General features: G+C 52.2%; 4 protein-coding genes and 2 pseudogenes. All 6 read left to right on the top strand.

All coding sequences use genetic code 11. From position 1 onward, the window contains the following. Nucleotides 1–224 precede the first annotated feature (224 nt). The 6 genes and pseudogenes from C1752_RS15185 to C1752_RS15170 all read left to right on the top strand — a co-directional run bounded on the left by C1752_RS15185 (nucleotide 225) and on the right by C1752_RS15170 (nucleotide 25,219). On the top strand, nucleotides 225–5,324 hold the full coding sequence (locus C1752_RS15185) for a type I polyketide synthase (protein WP_110986977.1): 5,100 nt from the start codon (nucleotides 225–227) through the stop codon (nucleotides 5,322–5,324). After that, complete coding sequence (locus C1752_RS15180; RefSeq protein WP_110986923.1) at nucleotides 5,321–10,186, top strand: MupA/Atu3671 family FMN-dependent luciferase-like monooxygenase; 4,866 nt, start codon at nucleotides 5,321–5,323, stop codon at nucleotides 10,184–10,186. Before C1752_RS15185 ends, C1752_RS15180 begins: the two co-directional genes overlap by 4 nt. Continuing rightward, nucleotides 10,179–16,304 carry a hybrid non-ribosomal peptide synthetase/type I polyketide synthase gene (locus C1752_RS15175; protein ID WP_110986922.1) on the top strand — a complete coding sequence of 2,042 codons (6,126 nt, stop codon included), beginning with the start codon at nucleotides 10,179–10,181 and terminating at the stop codon, nucleotides 16,302–16,304. The genes C1752_RS15180 and C1752_RS15175 overlap by 8 nt, the downstream gene beginning before the upstream one ends. Continuing rightward, nucleotides 16,301–17,716, top strand: a pseudogene (locus C1752_RS30625) (condensation domain-containing protein); the annotation flags it as partial. The gene C1752_RS15175 and the pseudogene C1752_RS30625, both read left to right, overlap by 4 nt. Beyond that, nucleotides 17,702–19,276 (top strand): annotated as a pseudogene (locus C1752_RS30620) (non-ribosomal peptide synthetase); the annotation flags it as partial. The pseudogenes C1752_RS30625 and C1752_RS30620, both read left to right, overlap by 15 nt. Further along, nucleotides 19,250–25,219 carry a non-ribosomal peptide synthetase gene (locus C1752_RS15170; protein ID WP_431193990.1) on the top strand — a complete coding sequence of 1,990 codons (5,970 nt, stop codon included), beginning with the start codon at nucleotides 19,250–19,252 and terminating at the stop codon, nucleotides 25,217–25,219. The pseudogene C1752_RS30620 and the gene C1752_RS15170, both read left to right, overlap by 27 nt. The last annotated feature ends 1 nt before the right edge of the window (nucleotide 25,220 follow it).

The raw sequence follows: 25,220 nt of genomic DNA, 5'->3' as shown, positions 1-25,220 counted from the left end.
AAAACAAATTTATTTATTGAGAAGTAGTTGCAATTAATTTAAATGAGATATATTCTCAAAACAGATCAAATAGAGCGTCGCCCCATGTCCAGATTGAAGTCTAGGAGGGTGGCTCTCAGTTTTCATCGCATATTCTGTCTTTTTCTAATCGGAATTTCTGAAGCGTGGTAAACCACGTCACCCGCTTTTGCTGGCCCAATCTCTATTTTTTGCCAATTTTGAACATGCTCGAAGCTGAATCGTCAGAAAGAAAAGATATTCAGACACTTGTGGAGCTACTGATTTGGAGGGCGCAGTCGAAGCCTCAGCATCAGACCTATACCTTTCTGACCGATGGTGAGGCAGATGCGGTTCAGCTTTCTAACGAGAGTCTCGACCAGCAGGCTCGATGGATTTGCCAGCAGCTCCAGCAGTTTGAGGCCAAGAGGGAGCGGGTGTTGCTGGTGTTTCCGGCAGGGCTGTCTTACGTGGCAGCGTTTTTTGGTTGCTTGTATGCAGGTGCGATCGCAACACCTATCTACCCACCACGACCTAACCGCAGTCTAGAGCGTTTAAAGTCCATCGTTGACGACGCTCAACCCACGCTGGCGCTCACCACCACTGCCACCTTAAACCGTCTGCAACAGTTGCCCGATTTACCCTGGCTGCAAAAGCTAAAGTGGATCGTCACTGATGATGCGCAGAAGCCACAAGAACCCGTGCATATTGAGCCGATGGCTGGGGACGATGTTGCCTTTCTCCAGTACACATCAGGTTCAACCGCAGCCCCCAAAGGGGTGATGGTCACCCATAAGAACTTGCTGCACAATCTAGCCTGGATTGCTCGGCAGTTCAATCACACGTCTCAGATGAGCGTGGTTTCCTGGCTGCCGCCCTACCATGATATGGGGTTGATTGGGGGGATTCTTCAGCCTTTGTACTGCGGCGGTTCCGTTACGCTAATGGACCCAGCTCAGTTCTTGCAGAAGCCCCTTCGGTGGCTACAGGCTATTTCTCGATATCAGGTAACCACCAGCGGCGCTCCCAATTTTGCCTACGACCTCTGCGTCGAGCGAGCGACACCCCAGGATAAAGCCGAGTTAGACCTGAGCAGTTGGCGGGTCGCCTTCACAGGAGCCGAACCCATTCGAGCGGGAACGCTCTCAAACTTTGCCACAGCCTTTGCTGAATGCGGATTCCGACGGGAAGCCTTTTTACCCTGCTACGGCATGGCTGAAACAACCCTGATGACGACGGGAAAGCGGGCATCAGAACAACTCGTTTGCAAAACTGTTCAAGGCACTGCCCTAAGACTCAATCAAGTGCTTGAAGTTGATGCAACTGAGGAGGATGCCCAAACCCTTGTGAGCTGTGGATATTCAGCACTGGATCAAAGCGTCCAGATTGTTGATCCTGACCAGCTCACGCCTTGTTCCTCAGAACAAGTAGGAGAGATTTGGGTGTCTGGTCCCAGCGTGGCTAAGGGCTACTGGAATCAGCCGGAGCTGACGAAAGCGGCCTTCTGCGCCGATCTTGATGGCGATGGCCCTTTCTTGAGAACGGGCGATCTGGGCTTTCTCAGTGATGGTGAACTCTATATCACCGGACGCCGGAAAGACTTATTGATTTTTCGAGGGCAGAACCACTATCCCCAAGATATTGAGGCCACAGTTGCTCAGTGCCATCCAGCCTTGAAATCAGGCTGTGGCGCTGCCGTTTCTCAGTTTGTTGCAGGGGAAGAACGGCTGGTTATTGTCCAAGAAGTTGAGCGTAGCCATCGCCGCAGGCTCAATATCGAAGACATCATCATAACTGTTCAAAAGGCCGTTTCTCAACACCACGAGCTACAGATTCACGGTCTCTATCTGCTGAAGCCGGGGAGCATTCCTAAAACATCAAGCGGAAAGATTCAGCGGCAGGCTTGTAAGCAAGGCTTGTTGAACAACTCATTGACTGTACTGAGCGAATGGACTGCGGACAATCATCTACAACCCACTGATTTACAACCCAATGGGCAGTCTGGGAAGGCGAAGAGCAGTTTTCTCTCTCCTCACTCCAAAATTCAGGAGGCTCAGGCTGCTCGTGTAACGAGCGAGGCAATTGAAACTTGGCTAAGGAACCAAATTGCCCTGAAAGTCAGCGTTCCTTTTGCGGAGATTGATCCGCAGGTGGAATTTGTCAGCCTAGGCTTAAATTCTGCAACGGCGATTAGCCTTTCGGGTAAATTGGAAACCTGGCTCCAGCGTCGCCTGTCTCCCATCTTGCTCTACGACTACCCCACCATTCGTCAGCTTGCTCAGTATTTAGCGAACGAGACTACGACAACTGCGCCTTCAACAGCTCAAACGACGACAGACGGTATTGCCATTATTGGGATGGACTGTCGATTTCCGGGTGCAGAGAGTCCAGAAGCGTTTTGGCAGCTTCTGCAAGATGGCGCTGATGCAATTGGGGAAGTGCCTTGCGATCGCATCCAACCCATCAGCCCCACGTCCCAATATCCGGGCGGGTTTATCGAGGGCATCGATCAGTTTGATGCTGACCTGTTCGGGATTACTCCACGGGAAGCCGAAAAGATTGATCCCCAGCACCGATTACTGCTTGAGGTCGCATGGTCTGCCTTTGAGCGATCGGGACAGGCACAAAATATCAAAGATAGTCAGACGGGTGTGTTTGTTGGCATCAGCAACAGTGACTATGGTCGCAAACTAGCCCAATCTCAACAACACTGGGACACCTACGCCAGCACGGGTAATGCCTTGAGTATGGCGGCGAATCGACTCTCTTATCAGTTCAATTTGCAGGGGCCGAGTATTGCTGTTGATACTGCCTGTTCTTCTGCGCTCGTAGCAGTTCATCAAGCCTGTCAGAGTTTGCGGGTGGGGGACTGCGAACTTGCGATCGCAGGTGGCGTCAATGCCATTCTCTCTTCAGAACTAACGACAGCCTTCACGGAGGCTCAAATGATGGCCGCCGATGGTCGCTGTAAAACCTTTGATGCCGATGCCGATGGCTATGTCAGAGGAGAAGGCTGTGGACTGATTGTTCTCAAGCGATTGGCAGATGCCCAACGAGATGGCGATCCGATTCTGGCGATAATCATGGGATCGGCCATCAATCAAGATGGCCGCAGTAATGGAATTACAGCCCCCAATGGTTTAGCACAGCAACGGGTGATTGCTCAGGCGTTAGATCAAGCGGGTGTGGCTCCGGCAAAGATTCAATATGTCGAAACCCACGGCACGGGGACGCCATTAGGAGATCCGATTGAAGTGGCCTCTTTGCAAAAGGTTTTAGGGCAGGGTCGTGAACAGACCTGCTGGCTTGGGTCGGTGAAAACAAATATCGGTCACTTAGAGTCGGCTGCGGGTATCGCCGGATTAATGAAGGTTGTGTTGGCTCTACAGCATGGCTCTATTCCGGCACATCTGAACTGTCAGAAACTGAATCCCTATATTGAACTGGAGGGTTCAGGGTTTGCGATCGCATCCCAACCCCAACCCTGGCCCGCTTCTGATCAAAGGCGTTTAGCAGGCGTCAGTGCCTTTGGCTTCGGCGGTACCAATGCCCACGCCATTATTGCGGAAGCCCCGATCCAAACTTTTAAAGCTCCAGTCCCGAACGAGAGGCCGCAGCATTTATTGGCGTTATCGGCTCAGACTCCCGCAGCGCTGCAGGCACTGTGTGAACTGTATGTGCAGGAGGTCGCGGCCACCGTGAACCTTGCAGATCTTTGCTATTCATCTAATACAGGACGTTTTTCGCTTGGGTTTGGAGTTGCGATCGCATCCCACTCCACCCAGCACCTCAAAGAGCAGCTCCAAACCTTAATTTCTCAGGGTTACAAAAAGCATCCTCAAACACAATCTAAAACCATCGGCTTTCTGTTTACCGGGCAGGGATCTCAGTATGTGGGCATGGGGCGACAGCTTTACGACACTCAACCCACCTTCCGGCAGGCACTCAATGACTGTGCAGAGATTCTGCAATTAGAGCCTTCATTGCTAGATGTTCTCTATCCAGCTATCAGTACGACATCACTCATTGACGAAACTGCTCACACTCAACCTGCCCTCTTTGCCCTAGGATATGCCCTCGCAAAACTATGGCAGTCTTGGGGAATCGAGCCAGACGCACTCTTAGGGCACAGCGTTGGTGAATATGTTGCAGCCTGCATTGCCGGTGTCTTTAGTCTTGAAGACGGGTTAAAGCTAATTGCAGCCCGAGGTCGGCTCATGCAGGCTCTACCCGCCGAGGGTGAAATGGTCGCAGTTAGGGCTGCCCTTAAACAAGTAGAGCCGCTAGTAGCGGCGTATCAAAACGTCAGCATCGCCGTCATCAATGGCCCCCAAAACGTTGTGATATCTGGGCAGCGTTCAGAGGTCCGCAAGATTTCTGCTGAGCTAATGGCTCAAGGAATATCGCTCAAGGTGCTAACGGTATCCCATGCATTCCATTCGCCGCTGATGGAGCCAATCTTAGATGAGTTTCGACAGATTGCTGAATCGGTCAGCTTTCAACAGCCCCAGATCAAGCTAATCAGTAACCTGACCGGAGACCTGGCCCCCCCTGAGATTGCTACTGCCGATTATTGGGTGCAGCACGTTCGACAGCCCGTACAGTTTGCCGCAGGGATAAAAGCACTGGCAGATCAGGGATGTGAATTTTTCTTAGAGATTGGCCCTCAGCCAACCTTGCTAAGCCTCGGTCAACAGTGCCTAGGCAAATCATCTCACCAGTGGCTACCGAGCCTACGACCCAAACAGGATGACTGGACCTGCCTCTTAAAAAGTCTGGGGCGGCTGTACGAGTTTGGCTTTGAAGTGGACTGGCAAGGCTTCGATCAGGACTATCTTCGGCAGCGGATTGCTCTCCCGGCCTATCCATTTCAGCATCAGCGGTATTGGTTGCCGACGACAGAACCTTCGCTGAGGCTGGTTGACGAACAAGCCGATCATCCCCTTTTGGGTCATCGGTTAGCGTCACCTGCCCATCGAGCAACGGACTGGCTTTGGGAGGTTGCACTCGATCCAGAAACAATGCCTTACCTGAATGAGCATCGTGTGGGAGGAGCACCGGTTCTATTTATGGGAGCTTATTTAGAAATGGTGATGGCTGCAGCTCAAACGGCTTGGGGACAAGGGCAATATCCTATGCAGCAGCTCAAGCTACATATCCCGCTTTTTCTGACTCCCGGCCAGCCAAAAACAGTCCAGGTGTCGTTGGCGGCATCCAAACCCTCCGCCTGTTTTCAGGTTCATAGTCGGCAATCTGCAACAGCCCCTTGGACGCTGCACGCCTCTGCGATCGTCCTTCAGCCCAGTCGGGAAAGGATCGCAGCGTGACGAGTGCACTACAGACTCCCAGCCTTGCAACGGCTCAGATGGCTCAGACGGGAATGCAGTTTGGTCTGATGTTCTTTGCCAGTGGTGAAGATAACTTAGAGCAAGATCGCTATCGCCTCGTCATCGAAAGCGCCAAGTTTGCCGATCAAAATGGCTTCTCTAGCATCTGGATTCCTGAACGGCATTTCACGCCCTTGGGCTGTTTGTATCCTAATCCTGTGGTCTTACAGGCGGCGCTGGCCCGCGAAACCCAGAATATTCGCCTGCAGGCCGGGAGTGTCGTCCTGCCTTTGCACGACCCAATCCGAGTGGCAGAGGAATGGGCGATGGTGGATAACCTCTCCGATGGTCGCGTGGGCCTTTCTTTTGCCTCGGGCTGGAATCCGGGAGATTTTGCCTTCTTCCCTGAGCGCTACGATCAGCGGTGGCAGGTCATGGAAGAAGGGATTCAGACTGTCCAGAAGCTCTGGCGAGGCGACTCTATTTCGGTGCAGGGTGGTGATGGTCAGTTCCGTGAGATTAGAGTCTATCCGACACCGGTACAGAAGCAGCTCCCGCTATGGGTGACGGCGGCTAGCAACCCAAAAACTTTTGCTAAAGCAGGGGAGTTAGGTGCAAATTTACTCACGCATCTCTTTGATCAAGATTTAGCGACGCTAGCGCAGAATATTGCGCTGTATCGTCAAACGAGTGTGGAATATGGTCATTGCCCTGGCAAGGTAACGGTGACGCTGCACACCTACATGGGCCATGACTTGACTACAGTGCGGGAAGAAGTGCGGCATCCCTACTGCAGCTATCTGAAAGCCAATCTGCCGCTGCTGCAGGGGTTGAGCTACAGCCGAGGACAGTCTGTCGATCTGGGCTCTCTTTCTGAGACCGATCTTGATCAGATGACGGATCGGATTTTCGAGAAATTCTATAGCGAGGGCAGAGCCTTGCTGGGCACTTCTGAGAGCTGTCAGAGCCTCGTGGAGCAGCTTCATCATATCGGCGTTAACGAAATCGCCTGCCTCCTTGATTTTGGGCCGCATCCAGATTTAATTCTGCAAACCCTTCCCCATCTCAATCGGCTGCGCGCGGCCTGTAAAGAACTGACTGAAGCCTCTGTTAGCATTCCGGTTCACTTACCAGAGATGGCGGCAGATTCAGAAGACCCGGCTCAGGATGTTCAAGATCTAAAAAGGAACACGATTGCCGCTATTCAAGGACGCTGTGATGCGATCGCAAACAAGGCGTTCTACCAAACCTTAAAAGCGCGTGGGGTTGAGCTAGATTCAAGCTTTCAGGGGATTGAGCAGCTTTGGCGAACAGAAGGAGAAGCGATCGCAACGATCAAGCTCCCCGCTCATCTCAATGCCGACGACTACAGTACTCATCCCGCGCTGTTAGATGCCTGTCTACAGGTTCTTTGGGCAACGCTACCCGAAGCCGACACCGTTAGTTATTTACCCATTGGTCTCGGTGAACTCACCATTCTAGAGGCGCTTGACGGCCCACTTTATAGCCATGCAGTTCTCACCTCTCAGGCCGACGAACTGACAGGGGACGTGCGGGTTCTAGACGCTGACGGCACCGTCAAAATGACGCTTCAGGGCATTCGGCTGCAGCCGATGAGTATCCCTTGCTCCCAGATTGCAGACTGGTTCTATCAAGTGGAGTGGCGTCCTTGCTCTTTGCCGGAACTACAGGATACGACTCTAACCTTTGATTCTGTGTCCCAAATTGCTAATCAAGTGCGTCAGCAGACTCGTATAGAAAAGCTAGATGTCTATCGAGATCTATTGCCCCAGCTCAATACCTTGAGTCGAGATTTTATTCTCTGGGCTTTTTGGGATATGGATCTGAACTTGCAGCCTGGACAGCCGTTTCCTTTTGCTGCCCTACGGCAGCAGATCCAGCCCCAGCATCACCGGCTCCTGCATCGCCTGATTGAGGTTTTGACGGAGCAAGATATTCTCATTGCTCAAGGGGCAAACCAATGGCAGATCAAGAAGGTGCCCACCCTTGAAGCGCCAGCCCAGCGTCTTCAAGGTCTTCAAACTCATTATCCGGCTTGTCAGGCTGAGATCAGTTTGTTGGGGCGATGTGGACAGGGATTAGCGTCGGTTTTGCAGGGCCAAGATCCGCTCAATCTATTGTTCCCTGACGGATCGGTTGCCGATGTTGAGGCGCTGTATCAAGATTCTCCGGCGGCTCAGGTGGCGAATCAGTGGGTTGTCGATGCGATCGCAACCGCCATCCAAGATCTCCCTACAGATCGCACCATTCGAATTCTAGAAATTGGGGCAGGTACCGGCGGGACAACAGCCTACGTTTTGCCCCAGCTTCCCGGCTACAGGACTGAATATACCTTCACCGATGTCTCCTTTTTATTCACCGCCAAGGCAGAAGAGAAGTTTGCTGACTATCCGTTCATAGACTATCGGCTGCTGGATATTGAAAAGGCACCCAGTGAACAAGGATTTGAGTCTCAGTCGTTTGACATCATTTTGGCTGCCAACGTCCTTCATGCCACCGCCGATCTCCAGCAAACTGTGGAGCATATCCACCAACTCTTAGAACCGGGTGGTCTCTTGATTGCGCTAGAGGGAATGGAACCCCAGGCTTGGCTCGATCTGATTTTTGGTCTGACGCCGGGATGGTGGTCGTTTACCGATACTGATTTGAGACCCAGCTATCCGCTAATTAGTTCAGCACAATGGCAGCAACTGCTCCAGGCTAACCAGTTTGATGCTGAGATCATCGCAGCCAATCGTGACGGTCTATCTCAGCAAGCGGTGCTAGTGGCTTCTAGTCAACGCAGCCAACAGCCCGGAACTTGGCTTGTTTTTTGCGATCTCGCTGGTATCGGAAAAGCCTTTGCGGAATTGCTTCAATCTCGAGGGGAAATATGCCAAATCATTGAAACAGACTCAGCGGATCTGACCTCATTTCAGTCTCTGTTTACTTCATCGACCTCTGATGATTATCGAGGGGTGGTTTACCTATGGGGATTGAACGATCTGAATCAGTCACCCCTGGAAACGTCCTGGAATACAGCCACACCTGTAGCGTTAATTCAGGCGATGGAAGCTGCCAATGTTGAGACTCCACTCTGGCTAGTGACGCAGGGCAGTCAGTCAGTTGCGGAGAGTCAAACCAACGCCACGCAATCAATGCTGTGGGGCTTAGGCCAAGTGTTGGCGGTCGAGCAACCCCAGCGGTACGGCGGTCTCATTGATTTAGATCCAGCAGCGTCCGTCTCTCAAGCGGCAGCCGATCTGCTGCAAAGTATTCAGCCCCATCTTAGGAAAAAACCAACCAACTCCAGGCACTCTCCCCCCAGAATTGGAGGGCCGGGGGGGCCAACGCAGAGCGAAGTGCTTCCTGGGCAGAACTTAGAAATAGAGAACACACAAAGCAGAACGAATGATGCCTATCTAGATCGGGACACTTCCCGGCAGGATTTCACTGGCCCCCCTAGCCCCCCAATTCTGGGGGGAAAGCAGATGGACTCTCGGGTCTCTCCTTCCAAACCTGGAAGGACAATGCAGCATGGAAAAATCGCATTTCGCCAGAACCAAAGTTTTTCACCTCACCTCACCCCGTACCGAGCGGCTCTAGCCCAGAACTCAGCCCAGATCAAAGCTACCAGCTACCTAATCACAGGCGGTCTCGGCGATTTAGGTCTACGGGTCGCGACCTGGCTATCAGAACAAGGTGCTAAGCATCTGATCCTATTAGGTCGCACGTCTCTACCACCTCGTCATCAATGGCTGTCTCTCCCTAGCAAAGATACAGCTTTCCAGAAGATTCAAGCGATTCAGGCCATTGAAGCCCAAGGAACCCAGGTTCATCTCGCCACAGCAGATGTCGCGGACCCCGAGCAGCTAGCCCAAGAGATCGAGTCCGTCGATGTGCCACCTATTCAGGGCGTTTTTCACTTAGCAATGGAGCCACCCCAGCTTGCTCCAATAGAGCAGGTTGATTTAGAACAGCTAGACAAGATCCTGAGTCCCAAAGCTGCAGGAGCCTGGAATCTCCATCAGTATTTTGCAGAACAATCCCTCGATTACTTTGTTCTGTTTTCCTCTTGGGCAGGTTTACTGGGTTCCGTCGGGCAACAGCTCAGCGGCTACAGCATGGCGAATTCTTATTTAGATAGCCTTGCTCATCATCGACGGTCATTGGGTTTACCAGCCCTCAGTATTGACTGGGGAGATTGGTCTGAGATTGGGTTGCGATCGCGTTCCATCAAAGCCGGACAACGTCTCCTTCCCGAATCCTGGACTCTGACACCAGAGCAGGGACTTCAGGCATTAGGGCAACTCATGCACGAGCAGGGACAGATTGCATTCTTACCCGTGCCTTGGTCAGAGTTTTTTGATCTATTCCCTACTGCTAAATCACAACCCCTGCTTGCTGATGTTGCTAATCAAGCTTCAGCTTCAGACTCCCAACCCCCTCCAGCTCTACTTCAAGACTGGGAAGCCTTGCCCCCCGCAGCTCGACTACAGGCTCTCAAAAACCATGTCCAGGCAATTGTGGCTCAGGTGATGGGGATTTCGTCTCCGAGTGCCATCGATCCTGATCGCGGACTGTTTGAAAGCGGCATGGATTCGCTCATGGCCCTAGAAGTCAAAAATCACCTAGAAACCAGCCTGGGCGAAACGATTCCCGCCGTGGCCGCCTTTGAGCATCCCACCGTCAATGCTTTGGCGACCTATCTCGCCAAATCGACGCTGGGCTGGGAAGCACCGTCAGTTCCGGCAACCGCCCCCGTTGCGGAGACGACCTTAGACAAGATTTCACAGCTCTCAGACGACGACGTTGATCGGCTGTTTGACGAAAAATTTGCAAGGCAAGACCCCAGTGAGTGATTTTCTCAACCACATTAAAACCCTCTCTCCCAAACGGCTTGCGCTTTTAGCCTACGAGCTGCATGAGGAATTAGAGACTCTAAAGCAGCCTGAATCAATCGCGATTGTCGGCATGGGCTGTCGATTTCCTGGTGGCGTCAACGATCCAGAGGCTTATTGGCAATTACTCCAGTCGGGCCGTGACCCGATTACAGAAGTCCCTCAGCAGCGGTGGGATGTAGATGCTTATTTTGATGCCGATCCCAGCGTGCCTGGGAAAACCTACACCAGACATGGCGGTTTCTTAGATCAGGTGGATCAGTTTGACCCCGATTTTTTCGGCATTAGTCCTCGTGAAGCCACTGCAATGGATCCGCAGCAGCGCCTTTTGCTAGAGGTCAGTTGGGAGGCGCTTGAACGAGCAGGCTATGCACCACAGCAGCTCAAAGGGAGCCGAACAGGTGTATATGTTGCCATTGGCACCTCCGATTATGCGAATCTGCAGGCCAAGACCCCTGAAGGAATTGATGCTTACACGGGGACCGGAAGTGGTTTCTGTTTTGCTGCAGGACGGTTGTCCTATGTTTTAGGGCTGCAGGGCCCGAATATGGCCCTTGATGCGGCCTGTTCATCTTCATTGATGGCAGTCCATTTGGGTTGTCAGAGTTTGCGTAACGAAGAATGCGATTTGGTTTTAGCGGGGGGCGTGAATCTGCTGCTTTCGCCAGAATCAAATATCGTCTTCTCTGCAACCCGAATGATGGCGACAGACGGCCATTGCAAGACCTTTGATGCTGCTGCTGATGGCTATGTACGCTCTGAAGGCTGTGCGGTCGTGGCCCTCAAGCGCTTCAAAGATGCTCAAGCCGATGGCGACAATATCTTGGCCGTCATTAAAGGGACGGCCTGCAATCATGGCGGTGCCAGTGGAGGATTAACGATCCCCAATGGTGCAGCTCAGCAGACGGTGGTTCGAGCGGCGTTGGCACAGGCCAACGTGGCCGCTAGCGCGATTCAGTATGTCGAAGCACAAGGAACAGGGACGCCGCTGGGAGATGCCATTGAAGTTCGGGCGCTGAGTCAGGTGTTTAAAGAAGGGCGATCGCAACAAGACCCGCTCCACATCGCATCGGTAAAGACCAACATCGGCCACACCGAGACCGCTTCGGGGATGGCAAGCTTGCTCAAGGTCGTGCTATCGATGCAGCATCAGCAACTGCCGCCCCATCTAAATTTAAAGACCCTCAATCCTGAGATTGATCTAGGTGAAATTCCGGCCAAAATTCCCACTGAGCTAACGCCTTGGCCTCAGCATTCGGGGCCACAGCTTGCAGGTATCAACTCCTTTGGCATGAGTGGGACTAATGCCCATGCCGTTCTGGAATCTGCTCCAACTGTAACGGTTCAATCAGAAACACGACCTTTATATCTATTGCCTCTGTCTGCAAAGACTCCTGGGGCTTTGGTCGAGCTGATTCATCGATATCTTCAGTTTTTGCAGGCGCACCCTGAGACTGACTTGGGTCATCTTTGTTTTACAGCAGGGGTGGGGCGATCTCACTTCCTCCATCGATGTACATTTGTCGTTAACTCTATACCCCAACTACAGCAAGCGCTAGAGGAATATTTAGAAACTAATAATACAGCCCAGTACTCTAACGATGTATATAAATCACTAGAGGAAAACCAGTCAACCCTGCATTGCCCCCCTAGCTCCCCAATTCTGGGGGGAAAGCAAACCAACGTCAGCGACTCTCCCACTAAGGTTGGGGGGCCGGGGGGGCCAGCGCAAGCTCTTCAAGGTAGTTCCGAAACATCTTTATACACTGTAGATTCATCTTCTATACAACAAACAACACCCGACCTAATTTTCTTCTTCCCTTCAGAACAAAAGCAGAGCCTGACTTGGGGCCAACAACTCTATGAAACTTATCCGGTGTTCCGGGCCACCATTGACCAAGCCAACCAGATTTTGTCAGAGCTAAAAGCAGATCTGATTGATTTCAAATCCACGTCAGATCCAGACATTCTGAATTTTGTGTTGCCCTACGCCCTTGCTGAACTGTGGCAATCCTGGGGTTTTCAGCCGAGTGGATTGATGGGAAGCACAATCGCAGCCTGCCAAGCCGGATACTTCACCTTAGAGCAAGCCCTCCACTGGCTTATCAAAGCAACACCCATCGAACAACTGCAGCCTGCCACAGGCATTCTCTACAGCGATTCAACGGATACGCCCGTCGATACCGCCACCCTATTAGACTGGCTTCGATCTGGCGATCGGCAGACCATCGCACCCCCTCAAGGGCCAGAGCAGTTTCTGATTATGGGCAACCTGCCCCAAAGCTGGGGAACCTGCGACCACTGGACCATCGCAGCTCAGCCAGACAACATTCTGCTAAGCCTAAGAAAGCTCTATCAACAGGGGTTTACAGTTGATTGGGACAGTTTTTATCGCGGCTTTAAACATCAACGGATTCCATTGCCGACCTATCCATTTCAGCGGCAGCGGTATTGGAGCTATCTCGCCACCTCGGGTGCTAGGGTCAGCCCTACCCCATCTGCAAAAGTCACTGAGACCGCAATTTCGCGCGAAAGTTTTGCCTCTCTTAACCCTGAACAACGTCAAGCCGAATTAGAGCGCGATTTAAAGACACGGTTTGCCCGTGCCATTGGCATAAACCCAAAACAAATTACGGCCACGACACCGCTTAGTTCTTTGGCTGCCGATTCGATCATGACCACCGAGATCAAATTTGATCTAGAGAAGCAGTTCGGCTATTCAGTGCCCTTGGTTCAGTTCTTGACCAGTCCCACCATTGCCGACTTAGCGACTCAGATTCTAGCCAATTTAGATGGCATGGTCGAGACCTTACCCAACATTGAACTCAATCCCACGCAGCGTCACCAGCCGTTCCCGCTCAACGATATTCAGACTGCCTACTGGATTGGCCGAAGCGGTGCCTTTGAAATGGGGAACATTGCCGCCCATGTCTATGCAGAATTCGAGGGGCAGGAATTAGATTGCCACCGCCTGCAGCAAGCTTTCCAACAGGTGATTGATCGCCACCCCGTGTTGCGAACGGTGATTTTGCCTGACGGTCAGCAGCAGGTGCTCGCAGATCTGCCGCCCTACGAGATGAGCGTTCTAGACTGGCGTTCTCTATCTAGTGACCTGAAACAACAGCAACTTGAACAACTGCGCGATCGCCTTTCGCATCAAATGCTCGATCCCCACGCTTGGCCGCTGTTCGAGGTCTGCCTAGCCCGCTTGGATGAGCAGACCGTTCACGTTTTTCTCAGCATTGATAACCTGCTGGTAGACGGTGCCAGCCTCGGGATTATCTGTCGGGAATGGGGGCATTTTTATACATCGTTAGATAATGATTTACCCACGTTGAAGCTTTCATTTCGGGACTACGTGCTGGCGCTGCAGTCCTTTGAACCTTCAGAACGGTATTTACAGTCTAAAAACTATTGGCAGGCCCGACTCCAAGACTTACCTTCAGCTCCAGAACTTCCTCTAGCTGTAGCACCGGCACAAATAACTCGACCTCGATTTGTGCGCCGCACCGCAAGGCTATCTGCTGACCAGTGGCAGTTGTTGAAAGAGCAAGCAACACAACTGGGCCTCACACCCTCTGGGGCATTGCTGGCCGCCTATACCGAGATTTTAGCGATCTGGAGCAAGTCTCGACGATTCTGCGTTAACCTCACGACGTTTAATCGACTCCCTATTCACCCGCAGGTGCAGAGTCTTGTAGGTGATTTCACTTCACTGACTTTGCTAGCGGTTGACTATAGAGAAGTGGGGACTTTTGAGGTGCGATCGCAACAGCTCCAAAACCAGCTCTGGCAAGATCTCGAACACAGCCTCGTTAGTGGGGTCAGCGTTCTGCGAGAGATGATGGCGCAAACGCAAGAACAAGTTGCCATGCCTGTTGTGTTTACCAGCCTGTTAGCCAACCCACAGCTTCAAAACAGCTCTACCTTTAACACCGATTGGCTGGGCAAGCTTGTCCACAGCATTGCCCAAACGCCGCAGGTTTGGCTCGATCATCAAGTCTACGAAGAAGACGATGAACTGGTCTACAACTGGGACGTGGTTGAAGGTCTATTCCCCGACGGGATGGTGGATGCTATGTTCTCGGCCTATGGCCAACTGCTAGAAAAACTAGCACTCCATTCTCAGACTTGGCAGGAGACACAGCCGCTCCCCATCACTCACGTTCAGCCCCAAAGCACTCAAGCCCCCTTGACCACCGCGTTACTCCAGGACGGTTTAGTCTCCCAAGCACAACATCAGCCCCAGCATTTAGCTGTCATTACGCCCACGCTGCGGTTAACCTACGGTGAACTGTGCCAGCGCGCCCAGCAGGTCGGTCAGCGATTGCGTCGTTTGGGTGTGCAGGCCAACGAGCTAGTTGCTATCTCAATGGAAAAGGGATGGGAACAGGTCGTGGCAGTATACGGCATTTTAATGGCCGGTGCAGCCTATGTACCAATTGATCCGGCCCTACCGATGGAGCGACGTGATCACCTTTTGGATCAGGGCAATATCAAGTGGGTTCTCAGCCAAAATCATTTGCAGTCTGGAATGGCATGGCCGGTCCAAATTCAGATTATTGCGGTCGATTCTGAAGCGTTACGGCAAGAATACGATGCACCGCTCACGCCTCTGCAAAAGCCCACTGACTTGGCCTACGTAATTTATACCTCGGGTTCAACGGGCACCCCTAAGGGCGTGATGATCGATCATCAAGGAGCCATGAACACGATTGAAGATATCAATCATCGCTTTGAGATTACCCCTCAGGATCGAATCTTAGCCCTATCTTCCCTTAGCTTTGATCTGTCGGTCTACGATATTTTCGGCACTATTGCCGCTGGCGGAACATTGATCATTCCCGCTGCTCGGGATGTGAAAGATGCAGCCGTTTGGGTACGCCTGATTGAGAAACATCAGGTCACGATTTGGAATACGGTGCCTGCTTTGATGCAGATGCTGATTACCCGTGAGCCAGAGTCCCTGCAATCTTTGCGACTGATCCTAATGAGTGGCGACTGGATACCCCTGGCACTGCCAGAGAAGATTCGAGCGGTTTGCCCTGAGAGCCAAATCATCAGCCTCGGCGGTGCCACGGAAGCTTCAATTTGGTCTATTCTCTACCCGATTAACGAGATTGATCCAAGCTGGCGCAGCATTCCCTACGGTCGTGCCATGAGGAATCAGCAGTTCTATGTATTGAATGAGCACCTGAATCCCTGCCCAGTTTGGGTACCCGGACACTTGTATATTGGCGGTTCAGGTCTCGCTCAGGGGTATTGGGGTGAGCCAGAGAAAACCGCAGCCAGCTTTATTGCCCATCCTATTTCTGGAGAGTGCCTGTATCGAACAGGTGATTTGGGCTGCTATCGACCGGACGGTGAGATTGAATTTTTAGGCCGAGAAGATCAGCAGGTGAAGCTGCGCGGATATCGTATTGAGCTGGGTGAAATTGAGACGGCACTAGAGCAGCATCCTGATGTGAGTGCAGCGGCGGCCCTAGTGATTGGGGCTAGTCCACAAAAGCTAGTGGCCTGCATTGTCCTTAAAGAGTTGCCATCTGACCAGGAGCCTGGAGGACAGGACGGAGCCGGTGATCCAAGTTCGAGCGGGCAAGCCTCAGTGCTCACTCAATTTTTAGCTCAAAAACTTCCCGACTACATGGTGCCAGAAGGGTTCCTCTGTTTGGACGCTTTGCCCCTTAATGCCAATGGCAAAGTGGATCGCCGCCATTTACAAACGCTCTGGGTAGAGAGTCCCCTCGCTAGTTCTGTGGGCTATGTTGCTCCTCGAAATGCTTTAGAAACGGCGGTAGCGGACCTATGGGCTAATCTGCTCCAGCAGGACAAGGTGGGCGTTCTCGACAACTTCTTTGAGCTGGGGGGAGATTCCCTGCTCGCCACACAACTCATGGCTAGGGTCCGCCAAACATTTCAGGTGGAAGTGCCGTTGCGATTGCTTTTCCAAGACCCCACGGTAGCCACTATTGCGACCGCAATTGCTGAGGGGTTAGCAGCCCAAGTCAATGAGGAGCTGCTGGCGGAACTAGCCGATATTGCAGAGCCAGAAACGATCGCGCCAGGGAGCCAATCATGAGTAACTTAGCGAACCAGATTGCTGGACTATCTCCAGAGCAACTTGCTCAGCTCACTCAACGGCTGCAGCAAAAGCAAGCGTCGGGCGAGATTGCCCGCCAGCCCCGTGAGCAAACAGCATTTCCGCTCGCCTTTGCCCAGCAACGTCTCTGGCTTCTCCAGCAGCTACAGCCTGAGGGTCTGACGCTGCCAGCAGCGGTCAAAATTAAAGGACTATTAGAGATTGAACGCTTGCGCGACTGTTTTCAGCGGCTCTGTGAACGCCATGAATCCCTGCGAACTCAGTTCATCACAAATGAAGCAGGCGATCCAGTCCAAGATATTGTGGCGGCTCTAGATTGGCAGTTGCCGATGATTGAACTTCAGGACAATGGCTCACCGCAGGCGGTGGAGCGTCTGATCGTTGAAACCACAAAGCAGCCCTTTGATCTATCCCAAGCGCCGCTGCTGCGGACTACGATTCTCCGGTTGAGTGCTGAGGATCATGTCCTGCTCTTCAATGCTCATCACATCATTGCCGATGGCTGGTCGCTGGGCGTGTTGATTAGAGAATTGGCAACTCTTTACAGTGACTTAACAACCGATTTGCCATCTCTCTCAATCCAGTATGCAGACTATACTTTGTGGCAACGTCAGCAACTTCAAGGGCAGAAATTAAATACCCTTTTAGACTATTGGCGGCAGCAGCTTCAAGACGTGCCGACGCTATTTGAACTTCCTTCAGATCGCTCTCGTCCTGCAATTCAGTCGATGCAGAGCGGTAGAATCAGCGTCAGTTTATCGGCAGATCAGACTGCAAAGCTAAGGCACTTGGCACAGCAGTCCAACGCGACGCCGTTTATGGTGGGTCTCGCGGCTTTCTACACTTTGCTCTATCGCTATACAGGACGGACGGATTTGCTGGTGGGTTCTCCAGTGGCGAATCGTAACCAAGTGCAAACTGAAGGATTGATAGGGGTGTTTGTGAATACCCTCGCCCTTCGCGCCCAGTTGAAACCCACCTGGACCTTTCGCCAAGTCCTGCAGCAGGTTCGCTCTGTGGTGGCGGAAGCGAATGATCAACAGGATTTGCCTTTTGAGAAGTTGATTGAAGTTCTAGCGCCGGTGCGATCTCAAAGTTCAGCCCCCCTCCTGCAGGTGATGTTTGGCCTACAGGCCGATCCAAGCCAATCTTTTCGCTGCGCGGATCTGACCCTAAAGCCCGTCACCCTTGACCTACAGACCTCACCGTTTGATCTAGTCCTGCAGTTGTTTGAAGGGGATCAATCGATACAAGGATGGTTTGAACACAGCCGTGATTTGTTTGATAGGGCGACCATTGAACGACTCGTCGAGCACTGGAACATTCTGCTCTCAGATATTCTGGCTCAACCCGATCAGCCCATTGGTCAACTTGAGTTGCTCAGTTTCTCTGAACACCAGCAGTTTCAGGACTGGAATCAAACCCAAGGCCATTACCCACAATTTTGTATCCATGAGTTGATTGAGCGTCAGGCAGTGGAGAGGGGGAGGGAGGTTGCGATTTCATCCAAAAACCTACAGCTCACCTATCAAGACTTTAATCAGCAGGCCAACGATCTAGCGCGAGAGCTGCAAAATCACGGCGTCGGTCCAGAAACGCTGGTGGGCATCTGTTTAGACCGCTCTCCGCAATTGATGGTGGCGATTCTTGCGGTCTGGAAAGCGGGTGGAGCCTATATTCCCCTTGACCCGACCTATCCTGAACAGCGGTTGCAGATGATGGTGGCTGAGGCTGAGGTTTTGCTGACTCAGCCTGCCTATATTGATCTGTTTTCTAGTGATGGTCCTGCGTTGGCCCCCCCGGCCCCCCAATTCTGGGGGGAGAGTGCCGTTAATTTGTCTGTATCCACAGGGCTAGATTTGATTGTCCTGTCTAGAACAAAACAGAACTCAAAGTCCCCCACCAGTGGGGGGGTTAGGGGGCCAGCGCAGAATCCTCGCTCTCCTCAAACACTGGACCACTTAGCCTACGTCATCTATACCTCTGGCTCCACTGGCAAACCTAAAGGTGTCATGCTCACCCATCGCGGCCTTACCAATTTGAGTCAGGCTCAGCAAGATCTGTTTCAGCTCGATCCCGATAGTCAAGTCATTCAGTTTGCCTCAGCCAGCTTCGATGCCTCGGTCTGGGAAATGGTAATGACCTGGAGCGCTGGAGCCACCCTCCATATCGGAACGAGCGATCAGCTCTTACCCGGAAAGCCTTTACAGGAATTCTTGCTCAGTCGAAAGATTACCCATGCCACCCTGCCGCCGACGGCCCTAGCGCCCCTCGATCCGCAAGCGCTGCCGGACCTGACCACGATCATTACAGCAGGAGAAGCCTGCTCAGCAGAACTCGTCAAAAAATGGCGATCAGGACGGCGGTTTTTCAATGCCTACGGTCCCACGGAGACGACCATCTGCGCCACCGTGTACAACGCTGAAGACGATGCCCTACCCGCTATTGGGACGCCCATTTCTAATACTCAGATCTACATATTAGATCATCGATTTCAGCGACTCCCCGTGGGCGTTCCGGGAGAGCTATTTGTGAGCAGCGTTGGACTGGCGCGGGGCTATCTCAATCGTCCGGGGCAGACAGCGACTAGCTTCATTCCGAATCCCTTTAGTGCAGAACCAGGGGCACGGCTCTATCGGACAGGCGATCTGGCCTGTTATCGAAGTGATGGTGCGATCGCATTTCTAGGACGCCTTGATCATCAGGTCAAGCTGCGCGGTCTACGGATAGAACTCGGTGAAATAGAGACCCATCTTGTCCAGCATCCAGCCATTACAGATGCGATCGTTATTGCTGATGCTCAAGATAATGATGCTCAACTTTTGGCCTACTGTCTTTGTCCAAATGAACTGCAGATTCCAGCGGCAGAACTGCGGCAGTTCTTAACTGCTACATTACCCACCTACATGGTGCCCAGCCTGTTTGTGGTACTAGAGAAATTTCCTTTGCTCCCCAATGGCAAGGTGGATCGCAAAGCCCTTCCCCATCCTGAATACCAACCCCGAGAAAAACCAGTTGTAGCGCCTCGCAATCAAACGGAAACCGACCTTGTACAAATTTGGCAGCGTGTCCTCAATCGGCAAGACGTGGGAATCGAAGACTCTTTCTTCGAACTTGGGGGCCACTCCATGCTGGCAACCCAAGTGATCACCAATATCCAGACGCACTTTGGGATTGATCTGCCCCTTCGACAAATATTTGAAACCCCTACAATCTCTGGGTTGGCTGCTTCTCTAAATGTGCAGCACAGTCCTGCGGAAAGCAGGATTTCTCAAATCAATCGAGCGGGGGATTTACCTCTGTCTTTTGCCCAACAACGACTGTGGTTTCTTGAGCAACTCGAAACCACTGGAGCCACCTATCACATCACAACGAAGCTTCACCTACAGGGGCATCTGCAGCTCACGGCCCTCCAGCAAAGTCTAGACAAGATCGTAGAACGACACGAAATCCTGCGAACTCGGTTTATCGCCCACGAAGGTCAACCCACAGTGGTAATCGACCCAGCTAGACCTTTAGATTTACCGATCATTGATCTAGAGGGAGACTCTCGCCAGCAGCAGTCCGAACAGTTGAAGCAGCTCCTTGAGCAAGACACGCAAGCCTCTTTTGATTTAGCGCAAGGCCCACTGCTAAGAGTCAAAATTGTGCGGGTGGGTTTGGAGGATGCGATCGCAATTGTCACCCTCCATCACATCATCGCGGACGGCAGCTCCACTCAGATTTTCCTCAGAGAATTGACAGAGTTTTATCAGACATTTTCTCAAGGACAGGAGCTGGAAATTCCCCAGTTGCCCTTACAGTATGTGGACTACGCCCACTGGCAGCGGCAGAACCTTCAGGGTGAATTTTTAGCAACTCAATTAGAGTATTGGCAACAGCAGCTAACGCCTTTACCGGCATCACTGGACCTCCCTTTTGATCGTCCTCGTCCTCCCACGCAAACCTATGCCGGAGAGACCTTTAACTTTAAGCTGTCTTCCCCGACCGACCTTCGAGCGCTAGCTCCATCTGCAGGAACAACGCCTTATATGGTGTTGCTTGCCGTCTTCAAAGTGTTGCTCTATCGCTACACCGGGCAAACGGATATTGCGATCGGTTCCCCCATCGTGAATCGCAACAATGCCGACATTGAAGGATTAATCGGTCTATTTGCCAACACCTTAGTTCTGCGAACAGACCTTGCAGGCAATCCCAGCTTTTCAATGCTACTGCAGCGCGTTAAAGATGTAGCGCTAGATGCCTATGCTCACCCCGATCTTCCCTTAGAAAAACTAGTGGAAGAGCTGCAGCTCCCGAGAGATTTGAGCCACTCGCCGCTTTTTCAGGTCATGTTTGCTCACCAAACGGCTCCTGGACAAGTAACAGTGCCAGGATTAACGATTACACCGGATGCCCTTGCTACTCACACCGCTAAGTTTGACTTAACGCTGACCATCACAGAAACAGAAGCTGAGATCACTGGCGTTCTGGAATACAACACCGATCAATTTGATTTATCCACAATTGAGCGTCTTGCAGGGCATTATCAAACGCTTTTAGAAGCCATCATTAAGGAGCCGGAACAGAGCATTGGCAACTTACCGCTTTTGACGGCTCTAGAGCAGCAGCAATTTATCCAGGGAGCACAAACTCAGCTTCCGCAATGGTCGGGTTTACATCGTTGGTTTGAGCATCAAGTTGAGCAAACACCAGAGTCTATTGCGCTTGAATTTAAATCCCAAACGCTGACCTACGCAGAACTCAATGCTCAAGCCAATCAGCTTGCCCGATACCTACTCGTGAAAGGCATTGCCCCAGAAGATCGAGTCGGTCTACTGCTCAATCGCAGCCCTGAGATGGTGGTGGCTCTGTTGGCCGTTCTCAAAGCAGGAGGAACCTATCTCCCCCTCGATCCGGCCTACCCGATTGAACGATTGCGCTATATGGTCGCTGATGCTCAGGTAAAGGTTTTGATCACTGATGGTGAACCTTTGATTGAGTCAGAGGTTGTGATTAATGGGGCAATTGATAGAGTTGCGATCGCAAAACAAACAACCCAAAACTTAGGGCTGACAACCTTCCCTGAGCAACTGGCCTACGTGATCTATACATCAGGCTCCACAGGGAAGCCCAAGGGAGTCCAAATTACGCATCAGGCCGTCATCAATTTCCTGACAGCCCACGGTCAATCTCCTGGAATCACTGCAGACGATGTGATGTTCGCAGTGACTTCTTTATCGTTTGATATTGCAGTCCTAGAGCTGCTGCTGCCGCTGGTGAACGGAGCTAAAGTTCTGCTCGCTAGTCGTGAAATGGCTCTAGACGGGATTCAGCTAGGGCAGTCTTTGCAGCAGGCCACTTTGATGCAGGCCACACCCGCAACTTGGCGTTTGCTGCTCGCCTCGGGCTGGACAGGGCAGCAGCATCTCAAAATATTGAGCGGTGGCGAAGCGTTGTCGTCAGACTTAGCAGCGCAGCTCATTACCTGCGGGTCTGAGCTATGGAACCTCTATGGCCCCACCGAAACAACGATTTGGTCTACTCAGCAAGCCGTTTTAGCGAAGGAAGCCGTAGGGATTGGCTTTGCGATCGCAAATACGCAGGTTTATATCCTCGACTCTCACCTACAGCAGGTTCCCACTGGAGTGACAGGCGAACTGTATATCGGCGGTTTAGGTCTGGCACGGGGCTATCATCAGCGTCCGGGTTTGAGTGCCGAGCGGTTTATCCCCAATCCGTTTTCAAATAAGCCGGGAGCTAGGCTCTATCGAACTGGCGATCTGGCCTGCGTTCAAAAAGATGGTTCCATCCGGCATTTAGGGCGGATAGATGATCAGGTAAAGGTGCGCGGTTTCAGGATTGAACTGGGTGAAATTGAAACGTGTCTCAATCAGCATCCCCTCATTACTCAAGCGGTGGTCATCTCTGCAGAGGGTGCGGATACGCTAGTTGCTTACGGTCAGCTTCAAGAAGAAACAGAACCCAAGCTAAATGAGCTACAGCAGTGGTTGCGGATATCTCTGCCCGACTATATGATGCCAGCCCAATTCATCTGGGTGAGTGAGTTTCCGTTAACGCCCAACGGTAAGCTAGATCGTCGAGCCTTAGCCTCTACAGAGGGTTCGAATTCTAAACGCAGTCATGCCTTTGTCACGCCTCAAACACCGACAGAAAAGCAGCTCGCGCAAATCTGGATTGAGATTTTAGGGATTGAACAAGCAGGCGTTGATGACAACTTCTTTGAGCTAGGGGGTCACTCGCTACTCGCGACTCAAGTGGTGTCTCGAATTCGCAGTCATTTCTCCGTGGAGCTGCCGCTTCAGTTGCTGTTTAGCTCCCCTACGATAGCAACTCTAGCGACTCATATTGATTTAGCACCGCCGCTGCAGTCTGCTACTCGCCTTGTTCCGATCAGTCGTCAACAGCCGTTGCCCTTATCTTTTGCTCAGGAACGGCTGTGGTTTATGGATCAGCTCACTCCAGGAAACAGTGCCTATAACGAGCCTGCAATAGTGTTGCTTGAAGGCCGTTTAGATATTGCTGCTCTGCAGTCGAGTTTAAATGTAATTGTTGAGCGGCACGAAATTCTGCGGACGACCTTCTGCCTGGAGTCAGAGGTGTCTACTCAGATCTCGGAAATCCAGCACAGATATTTCACTGGCCCCCCTAGCCCCCCAATTCTGGGGGGAAACAAACTAACCTCTGAGACTCTCCCCCCAGAATTGGGGGGCCGGGGGGGCAATGCAGAAGGTCACGCATGCGTTGGTGGTCAACCTGTGCAGTTGATTGCTGAGTCGCTGACGCTCAATATTCCTGTCGTTGATTTACAGGATTTGACCTTAGACGAACAAGAGCTGGTATTGGAGAAACTTGCGATCGCAAACACTCAAACCCCTTTCACTCTCTCCCAAGGCCCCTTACTACGAACCAAGCTCCTAAAACTAGACCCAGAGAAACATGTGCTGCTGTTCACAATGCACCACATCATTGCCGATGGCTGGTCGAAGGGCGTCTTAATTCAAGACCTTTCGCAGCTCTACACCCAAATTGTTTCAAAGCGTGATGTCACTCTGCCCCCGCTCCCCATCCAATATGCAGATTTCGCCTTCTGGCAGCGTCAGCAAGACCTTGAACCACAGCTCACCTACTGGCGACAACAGCTAGGCGGAGACCTGCCAACCCTGGCGTTACCCCTGGATTCTCCCCGGCCTGCCCAGCGAAGCGATCAAGGCGTGACGGTCTCTTTGACGCTATCGCCCCACCTGTCTGAAGCGCTCGTGAAACTGAGTCAACAAGAAGACACGACTCTGTTTATGACCCTGATGGCAGGCTTCAAGATCTTGTTAAGCTGCCATACCCAGCAGCGAGACATCTGGGTGGGCACCGATGTTGCCAACCGCATTCGCAGTGAACTGGAAGGTCTGATTGGTTTCTTTGTGAATTTGTTGGTCTTGCGTACCGATCTCTCTGGTAATCCCAGCTTTAAAGCGCTACTGCAGCGAGTGAAGACCGTGGCGCTGGGTGCTTATGACCATCAAGATATTCCCTTTGCCCAGCTTGTCGATGTCCTACAGCCTGAGCGTCAGGAGGGTCTACTGCCTCTATTTCAGGTCTTGTTTGTACTCCAGAATGCACCGATGCCAGCGATAGAGCTGCCGGACCTGAAGATGACGCCCACCCAGCCCGAGGCTCAGGTAGCCAAATTTGACCTAGCGTTGTTTATTCAAGAGACACCTGAGGGGTTAGTGATCAACTGGAATTACAGCACCGATGTCTTTCAGGACACCACCATCAATCGGCTGGCGCAGCAATATACAGATCTTCTCCAAAAGTTAGTGGAAGCTCCAGAGACTTCGATTGAAGCCATCATTTCTCAGTTCACCGCGCCACCTCCTAAACGCAAGCGCTTTCAGCGGCAGAAAAACCGAGCCGTTTCCCCAACAGAAGTTGTAGGTTTCAGCACCCACCCCACTGGCGTTGGTCTCTATCAGCCCCAACTCCCGGCAGTGAATCTTGCCGCCTGGGCGCAGGAGCAACGACCACAGCTAGAGCAGCAGCTTCAGCAGTCTGGGGCGCTGTTGTTTAGAGGGTTTGATATCCCCGATGCTTCAGCCTTTGAAGATGTGGCAAAGGCCATGTGCCCTGAACTGTTTGGTGAGTATGGCGATCTGCCGCGCACAGAGGTTGGGGGCAAGGTCTATGGTTCTACACCCTATCCCGACGATCGGGCGATCTTGTTTCATAACGAAAGCTCTCACCTCGAACAGTGGCCGATGAAGATCTGGTTCTTTTGTGTTCAGCCTTCGGTATCAGGCGGAGAGACCCCGATTGTTGATTGTCGACAGCTCTATCAAAGGCTGCGTCCAGAGGTGCGCGATCGCTTTGCTCAAAAGAAGCTGATGTATGAGCGTAACTTTGTGCCGGGTCTAGATGTCAGTTGGCAAGACTTCTTTCAGACGGATGATCGCACCGTAGTGGAGTGGCGCTGTCAGAGCAAAGGGGTTGAGTGTATTTGGCTTGAGGATGGTGGGTTGAGAACTCGGCAGGTGAGAGATGCGATCGCAACCCATCCCCAGACCCAAGACCAAGTGTTCTTCAATCAGCTTCAGCTCCATCATTTCTCTTATATCGACCCCGAGACCCAAGCATCTCTGCGCTCTTTACTGGGCGGTGACTGCCTGCCGCGTCAGGTTTATTACGGCGACGGCTCTGAAATTGAACCAGAGGTCTTAGCCGAAGTCAACGCCGCCTATCAGGTCTGCGCCCAGCAGTTCACCTGGCAAAAAGGCGACGTGCTGATGCTGGACAACATGCTGATGGCCCACGGTCGCCAGCCCTACACAGGTACGCGCAAAATTGTCGTCGCCCTGGGACAAATGATCGACTCTCCATCTACTCAGTCAGCAACCTAAC

The organism is Acaryochloris thomasi RCC1774 (assembly GCF_003231495.1).
Lineage (GTDB): Bacteria > Cyanobacteriota > Cyanobacteriia > Thermosynechococcales > Thermosynechococcaceae > RCC1774.
The sequence above is the reverse complement of the archived record's forward strand: the minus strand, read 5'-3'. Positions and strand labels throughout refer to the sequence as shown.

Bases quoted from the DNA above. Each gene is read 5' to 3' on its own strand.
- C1752_RS15185 (WP_110986977.1), top strand. From the start codon at position 225: ATGCTCGAAGCTGAATCGTCAGAAAGAAAAGATATTCAGACACTTGTG.